Annotated in this window: 17 protein-coding genes; 3 read left to right on the top strand and 14 right to left on the bottom strand. The window is 48.9% G+C overall.

What is annotated here, in order from left to right; genetic code table 11:
* Positions 1-24: 24 nt before the first annotated feature.
* From ACUN27_RS37260 to ftsE, 5 genes are all read right to left on the bottom strand, one after another.
* Positions 25-1,308, bottom strand: a complete 1,284-nt coding sequence (locus ACUN27_RS37260) for a PDZ domain-containing protein (RefSeq protein WP_315955606.1) — start codon at positions 1,306-1,308, stop codon at positions 25-27.
* 126 nt (positions 1,309-1,434) lie between these two features.
* Positions 1,435-2,898, bottom strand: a complete 1,464-nt coding sequence (locus tag ACUN27_RS37265) for a S41 family peptidase (RefSeq protein ID WP_315955632.1) — start codon at positions 2,896-2,898, stop codon at positions 1,435-1,437.
* A gap of 91 nt (positions 2,899-2,989) precedes the next feature.
* The gene (locus ACUN27_RS37270; RefSeq protein WP_315955605.1) at positions 2,990-4,180 is read right to left on the bottom strand and encodes a murein hydrolase activator EnvC family protein; all 1,191 of its coding nucleotides are present in this window, start codon (positions 4,178-4,180) and stop codon (positions 2,990-2,992) included.
* Between the two features lie 280 nt (positions 4,181-4,460).
* Entirely contained in the window at positions 4,461-5,378 is a 918-nt protein-coding gene (ftsX, locus tag ACUN27_RS37275; protein WP_315955604.1) for a permease-like cell division protein FtsX, read from the bottom strand.
* The gene (gene ftsE / locus ACUN27_RS37280; RefSeq protein ID WP_127453284.1) at positions 5,368-6,054 is read right to left on the bottom strand and encodes a cell division ATP-binding protein FtsE; all 687 of its coding nucleotides are present in this window, start codon (positions 6,052-6,054) and stop codon (positions 5,368-5,370) included. The genes ftsX and ftsE overlap by 11 nt, the downstream gene beginning before the upstream one ends.
* A 253-nt stretch (positions 6,055-6,307) precedes the next feature.
* Between ftsE and ACUN27_RS37285 the strand changes: the two genes are divergently transcribed.
* The 3 genes from ACUN27_RS37285 (at position 6,308) to ACUN27_RS37295 (ending at position 9,573) form a co-directional block, all read left to right on the top strand.
* A complete protein-coding gene (locus ACUN27_RS37285; protein WP_315955603.1) occupies positions 6,308-7,750 on the top strand; it encodes a VanW family protein in 1,443 nt (480 codons plus the stop codon).
* A 128-nt stretch (positions 7,751-7,878) separates the two neighbouring features.
* The gene (locus tag ACUN27_RS37290) at positions 7,879-8,682 is read left to right on the top strand and encodes an HAAS signaling domain-containing protein (RefSeq protein ID WP_445560582.1); all 804 of its coding nucleotides are present in this window, start codon (positions 7,879-7,881) and stop codon (positions 8,680-8,682) included.
* 3 nt (positions 8,683-8,685) lie between these two features.
* Positions 8,686-9,573 carry a DUF4097 family beta strand repeat-containing protein gene (locus tag ACUN27_RS37295; protein WP_315955601.1) on the top strand — a complete coding sequence of 296 codons (888 nt, stop codon included), beginning with the start codon at positions 8,686-8,688 and terminating at the stop codon, positions 9,571-9,573.
* Between the two features lie 67 nt (positions 9,574-9,640).
* Here ACUN27_RS37295 and argH read toward each other — a convergent pair whose 3' ends face one another.
* The 9 genes from argH to prfB all read right to left on the bottom strand — a co-directional run bounded on the left by argH (position 9,641) and on the right by prfB (position 20,278).
* Entirely contained in the window at positions 9,641-11,056 is a 1,416-nt protein-coding gene (gene argH, locus ACUN27_RS37300; protein WP_315955600.1) for an argininosuccinate lyase, read from the bottom strand.
* A 75-nt stretch (positions 11,057-11,131) separates the two neighbouring features.
* On the bottom strand, positions 11,132-12,370 hold the full coding sequence (locus ACUN27_RS37305) for an argininosuccinate synthase (protein ID WP_326061704.1): 1,239 nt from the start codon (positions 12,368-12,370) through the stop codon (positions 11,132-11,134).
* 34 nt (positions 12,371-12,404) lie between these two features.
* Positions 12,405-13,364, bottom strand: a complete 960-nt coding sequence (gene argF / locus ACUN27_RS37310) for an ornithine carbamoyltransferase (RefSeq protein WP_127453295.1) — start codon at positions 13,362-13,364, stop codon at positions 12,405-12,407.
* 28 nt (positions 13,365-13,392) lie between these two features.
* Positions 13,393-14,589 (bottom strand): acetylornithine transaminase, encoded by a 1,197-nt coding sequence (locus tag ACUN27_RS37315; RefSeq protein WP_315955598.1) that lies wholly within the window; start codon positions 14,587-14,589, stop codon positions 13,393-13,395.
* Positions 14,590-14,610: 21 nt separating this feature from the next.
* On the bottom strand, positions 14,611-15,381 hold the full coding sequence (gene argB / locus ACUN27_RS37320) for an acetylglutamate kinase (RefSeq protein WP_315955631.1): 771 nt from the start codon (positions 15,379-15,381) through the stop codon (positions 14,611-14,613).
* Between the two features lie 38 nt (positions 15,382-15,419).
* Positions 15,420-16,646, bottom strand: coding sequence for a bifunctional glutamate N-acetyltransferase/amino-acid acetyltransferase ArgJ (argJ, locus tag ACUN27_RS37325; RefSeq protein ID WP_315955597.1), 1,227 nt, complete (start codon positions 16,644-16,646; stop codon positions 15,420-15,422).
* A gap of 26 nt (positions 16,647-16,672) precedes the next feature.
* The gene (gene argC, locus ACUN27_RS37330; protein ID WP_315955596.1) at positions 16,673-17,722 is read right to left on the bottom strand and encodes an N-acetyl-gamma-glutamyl-phosphate reductase; all 1,050 of its coding nucleotides are present in this window, start codon (positions 17,720-17,722) and stop codon (positions 16,673-16,675) included.
* Positions 17,723-18,185: 463 nt separating this feature from the next.
* A complete protein-coding gene (locus ACUN27_RS37335; RefSeq protein WP_379173544.1) occupies positions 18,186-19,058 on the bottom strand; it encodes a YitT family protein in 873 nt (290 codons plus the stop codon).
* A gap of 100 nt (positions 19,059-19,158) precedes the next feature.
* A protein-coding gene (prfB, locus tag ACUN27_RS37340; RefSeq protein ID WP_157318510.1) for a peptide chain release factor 2 occupies positions 19,159-20,278 on the bottom strand; the annotation gives its coding sequence in 2 pieces (ribosomal slippage) (positions 19,159-20,205 and positions 20,207-20,278; 1,119 coding nt in all).
* Positions 20,279-20,322 lie beyond the last annotated feature (44 nt).

Raw genomic sequence — 20,322 nt, forward strand, 5'->3', positions numbered from 1 at the left:
TAAAGAGATAGGGTCTTCTTTTTTTTACATCGATTTCGTTGAATCATTCTTCAGCAAACCAGTTAATTTCCCTCGCATATAGGAAAAAAGATGCACAGGTCTATGCTCTGTGAAGTACAAAGCCTCCTGATCAGGAGCTAAAATAATGCCTAATTGATGATGATCGCCGTTAAAGATTGCCCGCTGCAGAAAGCGGACCTCGCCTTCCTCATTCAATACTTCCAGCTTACAGAAAGCCGAATTCAGCCCCATAGCTAAATGCAAATCAGCTTTCGTCTTAATTTTGTGGCCATTTACTTTATGAATGATTTCACCCGTTTGAATCCCTATTTCCTGCGCGGGACTGTTTGGAACAACGGAGAGCACCATGAGTCCACGTGTTGAATGGACATAGAAGGGAACTTGTTTCTCTTCCATCCATTGATTATAGCGGATCAATCCCTCATGCAACACAATGCTTAGCAAAGCCCCTAACAACACAATCACCGACCAAAAATGAGCAGCAACCGCGGCAGCCAGCAAAATTATGCCGTATAGGTAAAGCAGATTCGCACTTGCACGCGCTTGCTTGCGCGGGAGCTTCGAAATCGTTAATTCCGTGAATCCGATCATCGCCGGGAAAGCAAGTAAAGTCCATCCTGAGGCGAGATTGGCCCCGAACAAAGTTGTCCAAGGTAAACTTATGTCGCTACCACCCGTCAAAGGCACCAGTAAAAATAAGGGTACAGGCCAGAAGCCTTGCAGCTGCTGCCCTCCGATGATTTGCCCGCGTTTACCCTCGAGAAACAACGGTGTCGCCATGCGCGCTCCTTGGAAATGAGTAAGCATCCCCTCGAGCAGATGGAGAACAGCTACAATGGCCAACAAGGAAGGAATATCCGCATGTCTGACGATCTCCAGCATCGGCAATGTCTCTTTCAGACTAGCCGTATCCGGAATCCAAGACAAGATCACTTGGGCAACTCCCAGGATGCCAACTGCGTAGGCCAAACAAAGGAATCTCACTCTAAGCAAGACTAGGATGACCGTGATGACCCACAGTAGAATAACCACATCAAATTGGAGGTTTACTCCCACGAACAGTAAAAGTACAGAGGCACACACACCCCCAATCCATCCCCAAAAGACCGTACGCCACGTCTCATTGAGTAGCGAATGCAGGCGTGTATGAAATAACTTACGTTCCATTTGAATTTGCTTTCGATAATGCAGCACGATAAATAAAACGCCTATATAGTAGAAAGGATTCGCAAAGAGCTGCCCTACCGCATGAAGCAGCCTCTCCAAGAGTTGAATCAGAACATCCATAACGATTCCGGTCTCCTCGATATAAAGAAAATAGGAAGGCTGCCGAAGCACCCTTCCTACTGTATTTCGACTGCGAGGGCTCATTTTCCTGCCTTGCGCTGCGAATTTCCAACATCTAACTACTAATTATTTCCCAAGTTGCTTTTGAATTTGCGCAATTGCGGCCTTCAACTGCAAATCGTTCTTAGGCTCGCGAATTTGCTCCAATAACAGCTTCTCGATTTTGTTCGCGGTTTCCGTATCGACTTCACCGGTCATCGGCAAGCTGTTCGTCCGTTGGAAAGCTTTCACGGCTGTCGTTGTTTTCTCATTGAAGTAACCGTCCGAGCGCTCAGGGTTAAAACCAAGACCCGCCAGCATTAGCTGCAAGTTTTTCACATCATCGCTCGTCATATCTTGTTTAAGCACAGCTTTCTTGGAAAGCGGCGCTGCTTTGAAGTAGGCCGGTTGTTCCACTGCGATATCCGGTTGAATACCTGTTTTGTGAATCCAATTGCCGTTCGGCGTCAACCATTTGTAAACGGTCATCTTGATGTTGCTGCCGTCGCCCATTTCCTTCTCAAAAGTGACTTGAACCGTCCCTTTACCGTAAGAAGTTTCACCGACAATTTTACTTCCGACCGCTTCTTGGAAAGCCCCCGCCAAAATCTCCGAAGCACTAGCGCTGCCCTTATTGATCAATACCGTAACCGGATAATTCTTGCCTGTCCCTGTCGAAGGCGTTGGCTCCCGCTTGCCGTCCCGATTCTCTACTTGAACGATCGGTTTGCCGCTTTTCACAAAAGGATTCACGATGTCGACAACGACGTTCAAAAGACCGCCCGGATCATTACGAACATCGATAACGAGTCCCTTCATCCCTTTGGCTTCAAGGTTTTTCAGTTCTTCAGCAAAGCGTACGGCTGTATTCGAGGAGAATTGGCGAATCTCAATTTTCCCTATTTGATCCTGCATCATTTCTCCGTAGACGGTTTCCACATCAATATTATCGCGGACTACAATCACTTGAACCGGATCGCCTGCACCTTGACGAAGAAGATCAAGCTTCGCTTGCGTTCCTTTCGGACCACGAATCTTCATGACCGCTTGGTTAAGCGTCAGACCATCTAGCTTTTCTCCGTTCACCGAGAGGATGACATCTTTGGCTTGAATGCCCGCCTTCTCCGCAGGGGAGCCCTTAATTGGGGAAACGATGACGAACTTGCCTTCCTCAATCGAAACTTCAGCCCCTATGCCTTGAAAAGAGGACGTAATACTTTCATCGAACTGCTTAGCTTCCTTCTGATCCATATATACCGTGAACGGATCTTCCAGGGATTCCAGCATGCCGTTGATCGCGCCGTTAACGAGCTTATCATGATCCGGCTGTTTCAAATATTTACTTTCGATCAGTTGAAAGGTTGTAGAGATTTTACTCAAGTCCTTGCTCGACAGGCCTGCCGAAGATCCTGTAGAGTCGGCTGCACTGCCCGCTGGCTGCTCACTCCGCCCCCATGTGAAGGATGGATCGACTACCGTCAATGTCACAATACTACTTGCAAACATAGCTAACAATACAAAAACAATGACCGTGCGTCCTTTGAATTGCAAAGCGTGATTCACCACCTTTTTCCTAAAACCCATTTGGGTTCGCTTGTTTGTAGTATATGACAAGCTCTTCCCGTTTTATAACCAAGTTGTCCTATCGTAAGAACGGTTTAGGATCGGTCGGAGTTTCGTTCAGCCTAACCTCGAAATGCAGATGGTTCCCTGTCGATTGTCCTGTCGAACCAACTCCGGCAATCTTCTGCCCCCGTTTGACGGCATCGCCGACTTTGACATAGATGCCATCATTCATAATATGGCCGTACAACGTCCATAAGCCATTTCCGTGATCGACGATAACGCAGTTCCCGTAACCGTTCATCCAAGAAGCATAAATGACGGAGCCGTTCTCCGCAGCAAGAATGCTTGTCCCTTTCGGAGCTCCTAGATCAATGCCCTTATGATTCTCTGCTTTGCCTGTAACGGGATTAATCCGGTTAACAAAATCCGACGTAAGCGGCGCTTGCGCTGCCAGAGGGTAACCTAGCTTGCCTCCGGAATAAGTGAAGGGAGACTTCGCTTTGGTCGCAGCACGTTTCTTCGCCTGAAGATCCGCCTCTTGCTTCGCCAATTGCGTAATTAACTTGTCGCTCTCTTCCGAAATATCTTCAAGCGTCTTCTCCTGCTTCGTAAGTGAAGCGATTTTGACTTCTTTCGCTTTTTCCTTCGCCTGAAGATCGTCTCTTAATGCATCCGCATCTGCGTAAAGTTTTTTAACCTTTTCGAGCTGCTGCTCAGTCTCTTCCTTCTTCTTAGCGACAATCTCTTTATCTTTCTTATTTGCTTCTAGCACGACTTTATCTTGATTTACAATAGATTTCAAAGCCTCAATTCGGTTCAAGAAATCAGAAAAGCTGGTAGCACTCAGAACAACATCCATGTAAGAAACAAAACCGTTCATATACATCAAACGCACGCGGGATTTCAGCATTTGATCGCGACTTTCTACCCGTGCTATCGCCTCATCTAGCTGTTTCCCGTTTTCCTCTAACGTATCGGTAACTTGATCGATTTGCTCATTCAACAGCGTAAGCTTTTTACTAGCTTCATTGACTTGTTGGACAAGCGTATTCATATCCTTGGTGGCCTGGTCCTTCTCTGAATGCACTTTATCTATCTGATTCTCGGCGTCTTTCGCCTTCTGCTGCGCTTCTGCCTTCTGTTTCTTAAGTTGAGTCAACTGCTGATCGATCTTATCCGTTGTGGATGCGGCATAACCTGCATATGGCACCGCTAGCGAAGCGGCAATCCCAAATGACATCACCAAGGGTAGAATCTTCTTCTTCAAGCACGTAGCCTCCTCATCATCAAAAACATGATGCTTATTTGGACTTCCTCTCAAATCTCTTATTCTCTAATCTTTTAATCTTTGAATCTATGAAAACAAAAATAAAAGCTTTAAAAGCCGGCTTTCAGAACCGAGAAGGTTGGACGAAAATGGGTGTAGGAGGAACGGAGTGTAGCGAGCTACATGAGTACCGGACTACCCCATTTTCGTTCAAGATTCGACGTCGAGTAAGCTACAGAGAATAACTTCGTTATCAAAGTCGGCTTTTAAAGCCTCCTTATTAGACGCGGAGGAATTTGCGGACGGAGATTAGGGATCCCCAGACGCCTATGACGATGCCAATACCTAACAGCAAGGCAATCATTGTAGGAGCAATCTTCCCGAAAGGCGTCAGCTCAATCATCAATAAATTTAGGTTCAAAGAACTTAAGTTCAGCAACTTCCAGTATCCGCCCAAAATAATTAAAGCAGGAATTAAAGAACCCACGAATCCGAGTAAAGCTCCTTCTATAAAAAACGGCCAACGAATAAATGAATTCGTCGCTCCAACCATTTTCATAATTGAAATTTCTTTGCGACGGGCTAAAATCGTAATTTTGATCGTATTGGCAATCAAGAAAACCGCCGTAAAGGAGAGCAGAATCACAATTCCAAAGCCGACCCAACGAACAATTTGCGTTACTTTAAATAAAGCTTCAACAGTCCCTTTGCCGTAATTCACTTTATAAATAGGCTTTGGATCCTTGCCTGCATTCAGTGCGCTGATCTGATCCGCAACCACGGCTACATTTCTGGGATCATCCACTTCAACTGTGAATGCATCATTCAGCGGATTGTTTTCTCCTTCAAAACCATCAAGCAAAGCTTTGCCGCTTTCGCCTAACTTTTGACGCAAATAGACAAGTCCTTCTTCTTTCGATACGAACTTGATCGTTTTGACTCCCTGTAAGCCTTGAATTTGGGTCTGGAGCTCTGTGATTTGATCCTGATGGGTGTTAACCTCCAGGTACACGTTAATCTCAACTTGATCCTCAATTTGACTGGCAATATCATTGACATTCAATGTGATCAGCACGAATATTCCTAGAATGAACAACGAGATTGCGATTGAACTGATCGACGCAAACGTCATCCATCCGTTCCTGACAACATTCCGCGTACCTTCCCGCAAGTGCCGGGAGAATGTACTAATCTTCATAGCCGTATTCCCCCCGTAACTGGTCACGAGCAATAAGGCCATTCTCGATTGCAATGACTCTTTTACGCATCGTATTTACGATTTCCTTGTTATGCGTAGCCATGACGATTGTCGTACCACGGAAGTTAATTTCCTCCATAAGTTTCATAATTCCCCACGATGTCTCAGGGTCGAGATTTCCTGTCGGTTCATCGGCGATAATGACGGATGGATTGTTGATTATTGCCCGGGCAATGGCGACACGCTGCTGCTCACCGCCGGATAGTTGTGAGGGCAGTGAATTTGCTTTGTCCTTCAGCCTCACCAGTTCGAGCACTTCCATCGTGCGTTTCTTGATCTGTTTCTTCGGTGCTTCAATCACTTCCATAGCAAAGGCTACATTGTCGAAAATAGACAGCTTCGGCAGCAATCGATAATCTTGGAAAATAACCCCGATATTTCGACGCAAAAAAGGTATTTTACGCTGTTTCAACTTTTCTAAATTGAATCCGTTCACGAAAATTTGGCCCTTGGTCGGTCTTTCTTCTCTATACATCAATTTCATAAATGTCGATTTACCAGCCCCGGAAGGTCCGACAACATAGACAAACTCGTTGCGGTCTACTTTTACATTAATCCCTCTCAATGCATGAGTACCGTTGGAGTACGTTTTCCATACGTCCTGCATTTCGATCACAATATCACATCCTAATATAGGGGTCCTTAAGCGAAGCCCAAAGTCTCTCTGCTGTACAGACAGCTTTAAGGAGTTCGACACGAAGTCGGAAATTCCTTCTAAAATCGTTCAAAATTCCTGTTGTTTAGTGTCATTATATCATGATTTGTACACATTTAAGGGCCGCAAGGTTTTAGTAATAAATTGAGCGGATAGAAGATACATATGGTAGTACAGGCCTTTCACTCATTCGTATGTAAAGGAGACGCTGTACATGCCACCCCTCATTAGAAAAGCCACCTTCTATGCGACGATCTCCATAGGACTGCTAAGCTCAATAAGCATCGCTCTTTACCTGTATGGTTCTCAGGGCACACTGCCTCCGAAATTCACGGTTGCCGGCTGGCGCGTCGGCGGCATGCCTTATGATACGTTCCAACAGCAATACGAGGAGAGGCTTGAGCTGCTAAAAGCTTTTCCTGTCCAATTGCAAACCTCCTATCCGGACATCGCCAATCGGCAATTGACCCTTGGACAACTAGGCGTCGAATATCATGATGATGCGCTCACGCAATCTATCGCCCAATTGTTCGAAGCTTCACCCTTGCAACGGATAAAAGCCCGCTGGGAGCTTCGACATGCCGATATTCCGATTGAGGTTACCGTGAACGAAGATCAGCTAAACGCGGTTTTGAAAGAGGCCTGGAAAGACCTCTACAGCCAGCAGCCTGCGCCGGCGAAGCGGATCGTGACTGCTCAGGACTCGCTAAATTATGAACCGGAACGCAGAGTACTACGCATTGACACTGTACATTTGGGGGAACACCTACAAGAAGTCGCTCCCTCCATTTCGTATATTCACAACGCCGCACCCGTTCGATTGACACTGCCTTTGTACGAGCAGAGTCCCGCCGTAACCGTAGAAACTTTGAAGCAGCAGGGCATCGACCGCAAAATATCAGAGTTCACAACCACGTTTCCCGCTTCCGGCGAAGGACGGATTCACAATATTCGCTCCACTGCCGCGTCCATTCAAGATTTGCTCATGGCACCAGGAGAAACGTTCGACTATAGCAAAATCATTGCACAGACAGAAACTACGTTCGGCTATAAGGAAGCGCCGGTTATCCTTAACGGTAAGCTGGTTCCCGGTATCGGCGGCGGCATATGCCAAGTATCGACAACACTGTACAATGCTGTTTTGCGCAGTGGACTCGCTATTGTTGAGCGCCGCAATCACTCCCTGCCTGTCAGCTACGTCACGCTCGGACAAGATGCGACTTACGCCAATGGCTATATCAATTTCAAGTTTCGCAACAATACCGACGCCTATTTATTGATTCGCACCGTCACAACGGATCGGGACATCACCGTTAAGCTATTCGGTCACATGTCTCCCTCGATCACTTATGACATAGAATCCAACGTCATAGAAACGATTCAACCTCCAATTAAATATTTGCATAATACAACGCTAGCTCCAGGAGCCACTCGGCCCATCAGCACAGGTAAAGCAGGTTACAAAGTTGAAACCTATCGGATTAAAAGAGAAAACGGCGTTTTCGTCAGCAAAGAACTCATCTCGAAGGATCAGTACTCTCCAGTGCCGACCTTGGTCGCCTCCAACCGGGGTGATGTCAAACCTGAATTGGGGGGCACGCCTGACTCGACACAACCCATTTTAGAAGACGGCGTCAAAGGACCTTCGTTCCGGTAATCTTTGTGACTATTTTGAGGCATAAAACGGGTAAAACATCTAAAGGTCATGTGACTGTAGTTACTAGGTCACTATGACTTTTTTTTATTATGATAAGAGTACGCAATATGAGTTAAGGAGGATGAACGATGAGCAAGATTGATTATTTCAAAGAACTCAACTATCGACTGCGCGGACTTCCAGAGAAGGAGCGCCAAAATATATTGTCTGTCTACGAGGAATTGTTCCAAAAAGCGATTGAGAACGGCAAGCACGAGGATGAGGTGGCACAATCGCTAGGTTATCCGCGTGTTCCTAACTGGGATGCACAGAAAGATGCCTCAGCGGTCAGCCCTCCGGAGGCTGCAAAAAGTGCAAAACAGGAGTCAATTCCTCAAGCTCCTATAGCACCACAAACGCCTCCAACGCCTAAAGCACATCAAGCATATCAAACTCCTCAAGCACCAAAAGCTCCACCGCTTGAGAAAATATATACGAAACCCGAGCCAGCGGCACCTAAGCAGGCACCGGAAACCGGTAGCTTTACACCTCCGCCCTATACGCCGCCGCCTTATGAGAATCCTTATTACGCGCAGCAACCTCCTTACCCCTATCCGGCTAAGCAGGAAACAGGGTTGAAGGCGATTATCGTCAGCATTGCACTAGGCTTTTTCAATCTCCTGTTCGTTGTTGGCCCATGGTTCGGTATCTTGGCAGCGTTAATTGCATTGTTCGCTTCTGGCTTTGCACTAATCGTCGCTCCGATCGCTGGTATGCTTGGCAGCTTTATGGAGCACGTCGGCAGCGATCTGCAGTTTATTGGGTTTACCATGTTGGCATGCTTCGGGTTAGGCATCATTCTCACAACACTCAGCACCTGGCTGCTCCAACTATTTTTCAAAATCACCCGGGCGTACATCCAGTTCAATGCCAAATTAATTAAGGGGGCTTAAGCCGTGAAAAGCAGATATAAATTTTTCTTAATAACGGGCTTTACCTGCCTGGCAGTTGGACTCATCGGTGCGGCTGTTTCGTTCAAAACCTTGGATCTGAATGCAGGCGTCTCCAATATTAATATCGAGAAGAAGATTGCAGCAGCAAATATCGACACCCTCATCCTTCAAAACGATGATTCGAACATCACTTTCGTCCCAACAAATGGCGATGAAATTAAAGTACGCCTAGTCGGTACGATGCGGGAAGCTAACGCGAATGAATGCACGATTGACGCAGCCACAGAAGGAAGCAATGTATGGCGAGTTGATGTTTGCACGAAAGAAAAAGATCGCATCCATTTTGGTTTTGATATCACCGAACTTAAAAATTTGATTGCCGGCCGCGGCTTTGGGCTCAAAACCGAAGTCTCCCTGCCGGATAAAATGTACAAAGCCATTACCGTGACTTCCGACACAGGCAATCTCAACTTCAATGATCTCAAATCAGAAAAACTGACTGCCAGCACGGATACAGGCAACATTTCACTAGACCGCTATGAAGGCAAGCAATTAAATCTCCAAGCAGATACAGGGAATATTCACATCCAAGAAGGACAAGGCGAGGTAAAGATCAAGACAGATACAGGTGGTATCACGGCAAAATTAAGCGATATAGGCGATTCGGTTTCCCTTGAATCCGACACAGGCAGTGTCCGCCTTACACTTGAGCCAACGCCTAAAAATGTGAGCTTCGACCTAAGCGCCGATACGGGCAGCGCCAATCTGGAAGTACCTGGTCTTACTGTAGATCATGAAGACCATCACTCTGCCAAAGGCACCCTCGGGGATGGCAGCAAAAAAGTGAAAGTTAGAGTCGACACCGGGTATATCTCGGTCACCGGCAGATAAAAAGATAAAAAGCCTTCAATGCCATCCACCTGGATGACGTTGAAGGCTTTTTGATATAGCTAAATAATTATTTGCTCTTCTCCAAATAGGTTTGCAACCACTCATTGGACTGCGCCAACACTTGCTCGGCACGGGCAATAGCTTCTGACACTTGATTGCTTGCCGTTCCGCCGTAGACATTACGTGCATTCACAACTTGCTCCGGCTGCAGCACGGCATAAATATCGGACTCAAACAGCGTTGAGAACGTTTTGAACTCCTCGATGCTCATATCGAGTAAATATTTTTTGTTCTGGATGCAATACAGCACCGTTTTGCCAATCACTTCGTGAGCTTGACGGAACGGCAGTCCCTTGTTAACAAGGTAATCTGCGATGTCCGTAGCGTTCGAGAAGTCCTGGTTCACGGCTTGTCTCATGCGATCCGTGTTCACTTTCATGGTAGCGACCATTGGAGCGAACAGTTGAAGCGCGCCTTGCAGCGTACGAACCGTATCAAACATGCCTTCCTTATCTTCCTGCATGTCCTTGTTGTACGCCAGCGGCAGCGACTTCAGCACGGTCATCAGACCGAACAAGTTGCCATAGACGCGGCCTGTTTTGCCGCGGACGAGCTCCGCCACGTCCGGGTTTTTCTTCTGCGGCATGATCGAGCTGCCGGTGCAGAAAGCATCGTCGAGTTCAACGAACGCGAACTCGGTGGAGGACCAAAGCACCATTTCCTCGCTGAAGCGAGAAAGGTGCATCATGATCATGGACGCGTTAGAGAGGAACTCCAGGATGAAATCGCGGTCGCTGACCGCATCCAGGGAGTTCTCGTATACGCGTCCGAACCCGAGCTGCTCCGCCACGAAATGGCGGTCTATCGGGAACGTCGTGCCAGCTAGCGCGCCAGCGCCTAGCGGCAGGATGTCCACGCGCTTGTAGCTGTCCTGCAAGCGCTCAAGATCGCGCTGAAACATGCTGACATAAGCCATCATGTGATGCGCGAACAGAATCGGCTGCGCACGTTGAAGATGCGTATATCCCGGGATAATCGTATCGATGTTTTTCTTCGCTTGATCAAGAAGAGCTTCCTGCAGCTTGATAAGGTGTCCAACGAACTCGACTACCCGTTTGCGCAGGTACAAATGCATGTCCGTCGCCACTTGATCGTTACGGCTGCGGCCCGTATGCAGCTTGCCGCCAACAGGACCGATCAAATCGATCAGCGTTTTTTCGATATTCATGTGAATATCTTCATTCTGAATCGTGTACTCCAACTCGCCGCGGCGAATCATGCCTTGGACCGCGTAGAGGCCGTCCTTGATCTTTTCGACATCTTCCGCAGGAAGAATGCCACATTTGCCAAGCATCGTCACGTGCGCCAAGCTGCCTTGAATGTCTTCCTCGGCCAGCTCCTTATCAAACATAATTGATGCTGTATATTCTTCAACCAATTGGTCGGTTTGCTTCGTAAATCGTCCACCCCATAGTTTTGACACGTGCATCCACTCCTCTCTATTTTACAGCCCAAAGGCTTTCCACGAGGGAAAGCCCGGTTTCATAGCCTATGTTGATTACTTCTTAGCGTTTTGCTCAACACCCGAAGATACTTTCAGACGAAGGGCGTTCAAGTGAATGAAGCCAGTAGCATCGCCTTGGTCGTAAGCTTTCGTCGGATCAGCTTCCATCGTCGCAATATCCGGATTGTACAAGGATACCGGACTCTTCACGCCAGCTCCGATGACGTTGCCTTTGTACAATTTCAAGCGAACTGTACCGGATACGTTCTTTTGGCTTTCTGTAACAAGCGCTTGAATCGCCAAACGCTCAGGAGCGAACCAGAAGCCGTTGTAAACAAGGCTGGCATATTTGGAGATCAGGGAGTCACGAAGGTGCATAACATCGCGGTCCATGGTCAAGGATTCCATTTTGCGGTGAGCGGTGAACAGAATTGTTCCGCCTGGAGTTTCGTACACGCCGCGGCTCTTCATGCCGACGAAGCGGTTTTCTACCATATCTACACGGCCGATACCATGCTTGCCGCCAATTTCATTCAATGTTTCCATCACTTGAAGCGGCGTCAGTTTCGCGCCGTTAACTGCTACGCAGTCGCCTTTTTCAAACTCAAGCTCAATGTATTCCGCTTGATCCGGAGCATCTTCCGGAGCTACGCTCAGGACGTACATATCTTTGTTGCTGTCAGCCGCTGCATCGAACCAAGGGTCTTCCAACATGCCGCTTTCGAAGGAAATGTGCAGCAAGTTGCGATCTGTCGAATACGGCTTCGCAGCGGATGCCGTTACTGGAATGCCATGTTTCTCGGCATACGCGATCATTTCAGCGCGGCCCGGGAACTGCTCGCGGAATTCTTCCAAACGCCAAGGCGCGATCACCGAAATCTCAGGAGCAAGCGCCGCAGCTGTTAGTTCGAAACGCACTTGGTCGTTTCCTTTGCCGGTTGCACCGTGTGCAATCGCTGTTGCGCCTTCTGCGCGCGCGATTTCAACCATGCGCTTCGCGATCAAAGGACGCGCAATGCTCGTGCCGAGCAGGTATTGCCCCTCATACAAAGCCGCTGCTTGGAACATCGGATTGATGAAGTCCTTCGCGAATTCATCGCGCAGGTCGTCGATGTAGATTTTGGAGGCGCCGGTTTTGAGCGCTTTTTCCTCTAGACCGTCCAACTCATCTTTTTGTCCGATATCTGCCGTGAACGCGATGATTTCAGCGTCATACGTCTCTTTAAGCCATTTCAAAATTACCGAAGTATCCAACCCGCCGGAATAAGCGAGCACGATTTTTTCCTTAGCCATGTCTACTAATCTCTCCGTTTCCTAAATCTATTTATTATATCATGGTCGCGGCCATAATAGCCTTTTGCGCATGAAGACGATTCTCTGCTTGGTCAAAAATAATGGAATGTGCGCCGTCAATGACGCCCTCGCTCACTTCTTCCCCGCGGTGTGCAGGCAGGCAGTGCATGAACAAGTAATCCGATTTGGCGTACTTCACCAGATCTTCGTTGATTTGGTAGTTTTTAAAAGCAATCTCCCGCTCTTGCTGCTCAGCCTCGAAGCCCATGCTCGCCCATACATCCGTGTAGACGATGTCCGCATTCTCAATCGCTTCGCGAGGATCGCGTGTCAGAAGTACGCTGCCGCCGTAATGCGCAGCATTTTCCTTGGAATTTTGAATCACTTCCTGATCAGGATCATAGCCCTCAGGAGAAGCAATCGCGAAGTCCATCCCTAATTTGCTTGCACCTACCATTAAGGAATGCACCATGTTGTTGCCGTCCCCGATGTAAGCCACTTTAATGCCTTTGAGACGGCCCTTTTTCTCAAGAACAGTCTGATAATCCGCCATCACTTGGCAGGGATGCGCATAATCCGTCAGGCCGTTAATAACGGGAACCGTCGCTCCGCGTGCAAGATCGATCACCTTACGGTGTTCATACGTACGAATCATAATGCCATCGAGGTAACGGGACAGCGTTTGTGCCGTATCCCAAACCGTTTCACCGCGTCCAAGCTGCAGGTCGTTTTTGCTCAAAAATAAAGCCTGACCTCCCAGTTGGTACATCCCCACTTCAAAGGAAACACGCGTACGCGTCGAAGATTTCTCGAAAATCATCCCGAGTGTCTTGCCGGCAAGCACAGCATGAGGCTCTCTAGCCTTTTGCTTACGCTTAAGCTCGATCCCGTAGTGAATTAAGTATTCGATTTCTTCCGGTGTATAGTCAGCCAAAGCAAGGAAATCTTTGCCCTTCAATTGGGCAGCCATTTCTTCTTGTAAGGTAATATTCATTTCATTCAACCTCTCTCCTGTTACTTCCCTAGATGCTGCTGATCGTAGATGCCTTCTCTGCAAGGACCGCGCACAGCACATCCAGCCCTTGATCCAAATCTTCTTGCGGTATATTTAAGGCCGGCACTAAACGAATAACGTTAGGCCCAGCTGGAATAACTAGCACGCCTCTTTTATGAATTTCACTAATGATTTCACCTGCAGGTTGCGTGCACTCAATCCCGATCAAAAGTCCGATACCGCGAATTTTCGCGATCAACGGATTGCCGGCAAGCTTGCTTTCCAGCTTCTTGATCGTGTACTCCCCTAACTCCGCTGCGCGTTCCGGCAGCTTCTGTGCAAGAATCGTATCCACAGCCGCAAAACCTGCAGCCGTCGCAATCGGTGTTCCGCCAAATGTCGAACCATGACTGCCAGCACTAAAGCCTTCAGCAAGGAAAGCTTTCCCCAGCATAGCACCAATCGGGAACCCGCCGCCCAGACCTTTGGCTAATGTGAAAATGTCAGGCTCAACACCATAGTGTTCATAGGCAAAAAGCTTGCCTGTACGCCCTACACCTGTTTGGATTTCATCCGCAATCAAAAGCAGGCCTTCCTGTTTGCACAGCGCTGCCAATTGTTTCACGAACTCCGGATCAGCCGGCAATACGCCGCCTTCCCCTTGCACCATTTCCAACATGATAGCGCATGTTTTGTCATTCACAAGACTGCGCACAGCCTCGATATCGTTATAAGGCGCATACACGAAGCCTTCAGGAAGCGGATGGAAGCCTTCCTTCACTTTGTCTTGACCTGTAGCGGTCAATGTCGCCAATGTCCGTCCGTGGAACGACATGTTGAACGTAATAATCTCGTACCGACCGTTGTTCAGCACCTTTTGGTTGTAGCGACGCGCCAACTTGATTGCGGCTTCATTCGCTTCTGCTCCTGTGGAACAGAAAAATACAGCATCCGCACAGCTGTTGTCCGTAAGTAAAGAAGCTAGTTTTTCCTGGTTCGGAATATGGAAAAGGTTGCTGACATGCCATAGCTGATCAAGCTGTTGAACAAGTTGCTCCTTCACTTCTTTTGGCGCATGCCCGAGGTTCGCTACCGCAATTCCGCTCATCAAATCGATGTACTCCTTGCCTGTATCGTCCCATAGTCGGCTGCCCTCCCCCTTCACCAGCGTAATTGGATATCTGGCGTACGTTGGAAAGAGCGAGCTTTTACCCGTTTCACTCATGTACATTCCCTCCTTATAGTGTTATCGTACAATTCTTGTACCGATTCCCGTGCCCTTCAGCACTTTGCTGAGTACGTTCGGCTCTGATCCATTCACAATCACGACTTCCTGTACCTTGCCCTGAATACAAGCGATTGCTGCGCGAACTTTCGGAATCATACCGCCGTAAATGTCTCCACTCGCAATCATCTCTTCAATCTCTGCAACACTCACAACCGGCAGCACCTGCTTCTCGCCATCTACGGTCTTCATGATGCCAGGGACGTCCGTCACGACAACCATTTGTTCCACACCAAGGTGGGACGCCACCGCGCCAGCTGCCGTATCCGCATTAATATTGTAACGCTGTCCGCCATCTTCACCAAGCCCAACCGGTGCAATAACCGGAATGTAGCCCATATTCACGATGCCTTGGATCAGCTCCGCGTTCACCTTCGTCACATCGCCGACTAAACCGACCTCGTGGCTGTTCGCCACCGGCTTAGCTTCAATTAGATGCCCATCCACACCGGACAAACCTAGCGCTGCTGCGCCTGTCAATTGAATGCGGCGTACGATCTCTTTGTTGATCTGACCGGAAAGAACCATCTCTACAACGTCCAGCACCGCTTCGTTGGTCACGCGTAAACCGTTCACGAAACCGGACTCGATGCCCAGCTTCCCGAGCGTTTCCGAAATGGCAGGACCGCCTCCATGAACGATAACCGTTACGATACCTTCCTCCTGGAGCTGACGCATATCTTCAAAAAAGCTGGCAGGCAGCGCCGCAAGCGTGCTGCCTCCGCATTTCATCACAAAGCAATTGTTCTTCACTGCGTTCGGTCCCCTTCTTATGTGCGGTAAGCCGCGTTAATGCGCACGTAATCATATGTCAAATCGCAGCCCCAGCCCGTTGCCTTGCCAGTGCCCATATGTAAATTCACATGAATTTGAATGGTATCTGTTTTCAAATAAGCCAGTGCCGCTTCCTCATCGAACTTCACCGGACGCGATTGCTCGAGCACTGCGATATCGCCTAAGCGAATATCGACTGTGTTCACATTCACCGGTTGTCCCGAGTATCCAACAGCCGCAATGATTCGACCCCAGTTCGCGTCAGCGCCGTACACAGCGGACTTCACGAGGCTCGATCCAATGATCGACTTCACGATCTTGCGGGCTGCTTCGTCGCTCTCCGCGCCGATAACCGTCGTCTCAATCAGCTTCGTTGCGCCTTCGCCGTCACGTGCAATCGCTTTGGCCAGGTACTCACCAACGTATTGAAAACCTGCTGCGAATGCTTCCCAATCCGGATGCTCCGGTGTTAGCGTCTCGCCGCCAGCCAAACCGCTAGCCATCACCACGACCATGTCGTTGGTGGATGTATCGCCGTCAACGGTAATCATGTTGAAGGTGTTATCTGTGATCCTGCTAAGCAGCTGCTGCAGGTATTCGCTTTCGATCGGTGCGTCGGTTGTCATGAAACCGAGCATCGTTGCCATGTTCGGGTGAATCATCCCCGAACCTTTGGCTGCACCGGCAATGTGAACCTCTTTGCCGCCCACAACAAGACGGACACACGTCATCTTCTGCACAAGATCCGTTGTCAGGATCGCCTGGCAGAAGTCTTCGCCTCCGTCTAGCTTAATGCGCTGTGGCAGCTGCTCGATGCCTGTCAGCACTTTGCCCATCGGCAGAAGCTCGCCGATTACGCCTGTGCTCGTCACGCCGACGTGGTGCTCTGCTACGCCTAGCGCCTTCGCGCTGGCTGCACGCATCGCATACGCGTCGTCTTCGCCTTGCTGCCCGGTACACGCGTTGGCGTTGCCGCTGTTCACGATCATGGCCTGCAGCTTGCCGCCTTGGGCAATGCTTTCTTGCGTCACGCGCAGCGGTGCCGCTTGAAACGCGTTCAGCGTGTACACGCCTGCCGCTGCCGCCGGTACCTCACATACGATCGCGCCTAAGTCAAAGCGCTCCGTCTTCTTTAATCCACAGTGCAGGCCGCCTGCACGAAAGCCTTTCGGTGTCGTTACTGTGCCCTCAGGCACCACCGTGAAACTAACTGTATCCAACATCCTCGTCTCCTCACATGTCCCGCTTCTTATGGATATACCGGTGCGAAAAGCAATCCGGTCGTTTCTTCCCAACCGTACATCAAGTTCAAGTTTTGAATGGCCTGCCCTGCAGCGCCTTTCACGACATTATCAATAACGGAAACAATCGTTACACGACCCGTCCGCTCATCCACGGAAAAACCAATATCACAGTAATTAGAACCATATACTTCCTTAGTGGAAGGGAACTTGCCTTCTTGACGAATCCGTACAAACTTCCGGCCCTCATAGAATTGACGGTAGAGTTCAATAAAATCTGCTGCCGTATGCTCACCATTTACGGTAGCGTACATCGTGGACATAATTCCACGCGTCATTGGCACAAGATGTGTCGTGAATGTCGTCACAACCGGCTTACCCGCTACACGGCTGAGCGCTTGCTCAATTTCCGGAATATGTTGATGTTTATTCACTTTATACACATTCAAATTCTCATTGACTTCCGCGTAATGCACGCCCAGATTAACACCGCGCCCCGCGCCGGATACGCCTGATTTGGCATCAATGATGATCGTGGAGGGATCAATCCAACCTGCTTTCACAGCTGGGATTAGCCCTAGAAGCGTTGCTGTCGGGTAACAGCCAGGATTCGCGATCAGATCGCTGCCTTTGACCTCGTCCCCGAATACTTCGGACAAAGCATAGATCGACTTCGCCAACATGTCCTCGGAAGCCGGCTTCTTTTTGTACCATTTTTCATAATCGCTGCTTGATTTCAATCTCAAATCCCCGGAAATATCAATAACCTTCAGGCCGGCAGCCAAAAGTTTCGGTGAAAGCTCTGCACTTACGCCCGCTGGTGTTGCCAGGAACACGACATCGGATTTACTAGCAATAAGATCAACATCGAGTTGATCCAAAATATCAACAACCACTTCCTGCAAATGTGGAAAATGATCAGCAAGCGGAGCTCCCGCATTCGAGGTCGAGATGACCGAAGTGATTTTCACAAGAGGATGCGCCTGCAATAGACGAATAACTTCCGCGCCACCGTACCCTGTAGCCCCAATAATAGCCGCTCTAACGATTTGACTCATATGAATTCCCCCGTTACTCCGAAAATATATGTATGATTATACAGTCATATACATAATAATTCAATGAATTTTTTTCACCAGTTTTCTCCGTTTTCATCCTTTTGGATCCGATATGAATCAAGGGTTTCCCCGCTTTTTCAACAAAATTCTGGCGATGATATTCACGCAATCGTTTGAATGAAAAAAATTCATAATATGCATAGACGTTTTGTTCAAGAATGAACAGTTATATTATCCCAAATTAATCGATGGACAAGCAACATTTTTTTATGGTAATCTCAGTGCTTTTAACCGAAATGACTGCACTTTATACAAGATAGGACCGGGCTTTATCCAGAAGTCGTTGCCATGTTGCACAAAATACAATCATGTTTCCTTGTCGATATCCCTGCGCCGTAGTCCATTCATACAAAAAAAGACGTGCCTAAGCACGTCTTCATCCCATTTGGCAGCCGCCAAGCTTCTAAGCATGCCGCTTAAAGCCCTCACCCAGCACCTCATTCGTTTCGCTCAAAATGACAAACGCCTGCGGGTCCACCGACTGGACCAGCGTTTTCAATCGGCTTACCTCGTTCTGCTTCACGACGACCATCATCACATTCCGAGTTTCCCCGGTAAAACCCCCGGATCCATTGAGCTCGGTCAGCCCGCGATCCAAATCAAACAAAATGGCTTTGCGAATCGCATCCGAATGGTCCGATATGATGAAAGCTACTTTTGCGTAATTGAAGCCGACCTGCACGATATCAATCGTTTTGGTAGTCACGAACAAGCCGATCATCCCGTACAGCGCATTCTCCGGCGTAAACACTAGCGCTGATGAGATGATTACCAGGCCGTCAAACACCGCAACAGAGAAGCCTAAACTTAATCCAGTGTACTTATGTAAAATTTGCGCAGCCAACCCAAGGCCACCTGTTGATCCACGTCCGCGAAAAACAATCCCTAATCCAAGCCCGACACCAATTCCACCATAAACGGCAGCGAGCAAAGGATTGTGCGTCGGCACGCCTATATGGCTGGTCACCAGGACGCATAGCGGAAATATGACAGAACCAACTGCAGCCTTCACACCGAAGTGCCCTCCCAGCAACCATAAGGCTAAAAGGAAAATCGGAATGTTCAGCGCCCATTGGGTGATAGCGGGATTCAACCCTGAAAGGTGTTGAATGATGGTCGAGATGCCCGAAACCCCGCCGGTTGCAATTTGGTTCGGGTTCAAAAAGCAGTTAAAACTAGCTGCCATGACCAATGAGCCTATAACTAGCAAGGAATATTCAAATACGGTATGTGCAGGACTTCCTATCCGTATCAGTGGTTCTCTTCTGGCCACGATAGGCCTCCTCTCACAAAAAATCCTACACCTGTTAGGTGTAGGATGATCGTCAATTGCTTCTGTTATGCGTTTCACTCTGCCGCCAAGGACAAAACATCAACTACTCGGCATTGTCCGGCTTGCGAATCTGATGACGCAGGTACGCGTCAATGAACATATCCAGATCCCCGTCCATGACAGCACCGACGTTGCCGGTCTCTGCCGATGTCCTGTGATCTTTCACCATGCTGTACGGATGAAAAACATAAGAACGAATTTGGCTTCCCCAGCCAATTTCGGACTGTTCGCCGCGAATTTCAGCCAAATGCTTCATTTGCGCTTCGATTTTCTTCTCATACAGCTTGGAACGCAGCATTTTCATCGCTTTCTCGCGGTTCTTGATCTGCGAACGCTCCTGCTGACAGCTCACCACGACCCCAGTCGGAATGTGCGTAATCCGCACGGCCGAGTCCGTGGTGTTGATGTGCTGACCGCCGGCGCCGCTCGCCCGATACGTATCGATTTTGAGATCCTCCGTGCGGATCTCAACCTCCGTATCGTCCTCGATCTCCGGCATGATGTCGCACGACACGAAGGACGTGTGGCGTCTGCCTGAGGCATCAAACGGCGAAATCCGCACGAGCCGGTGCACGCCCTTCTCCGCCTTCAAGTAGCCGTAGGCGTTGAAGCCCGTGATCTGCAGCGTGACACTCTTCACGCCGGCTTCGTCGCCGGGCAAATAGTCGAGCACCTCGACTTTGTAGCCCTGCTTCTCCGCCCAGCGGCGGTACATGCGCAGCAGCATCTCCGCCCAGTCCTGCGACTCCGTGCCGCCGGCCCCCGGATGCAGCTCTAGAATCGCATTCAGCCGATCATACGGCTGATTCAGTAACAGGCCAAGCTCGAAACTTTCGAGCTTGGTCTTTAAGGCCGCGATGCCTTTCTCAATGTCAGCCACCAGGCCGGCATCACTTTCCTCTTCCTCGAGCTCGACCATGACCTGCAGGTCGTCAAACTCGTTCGTGAAGCCCTGAAACTGATCTACAACGCTCTTGATCGCGTTGAGCTCGGAGATGGTCTTCTGGGCGCGTTCGTTATCGTCCCAGAAGTCCGGCGCCCCCATTTTTTCCTCAAAATCGCCGATCGCTTCCAGCTTATGATCTAAGTCAAAGAGACCCCCGTAATTCGGTTAGTCGCTTTGCTGTTTCTCTTAAATCCTGTTTTACTTCTGGTTCCAGCATGTCTTACACCTCTTTATTCTCTTGTGCCTTCGCTAACCGGATCG

It is taken from the genome of Paenibacillus sp. WC2504 (genome assembly GCF_052682475.1).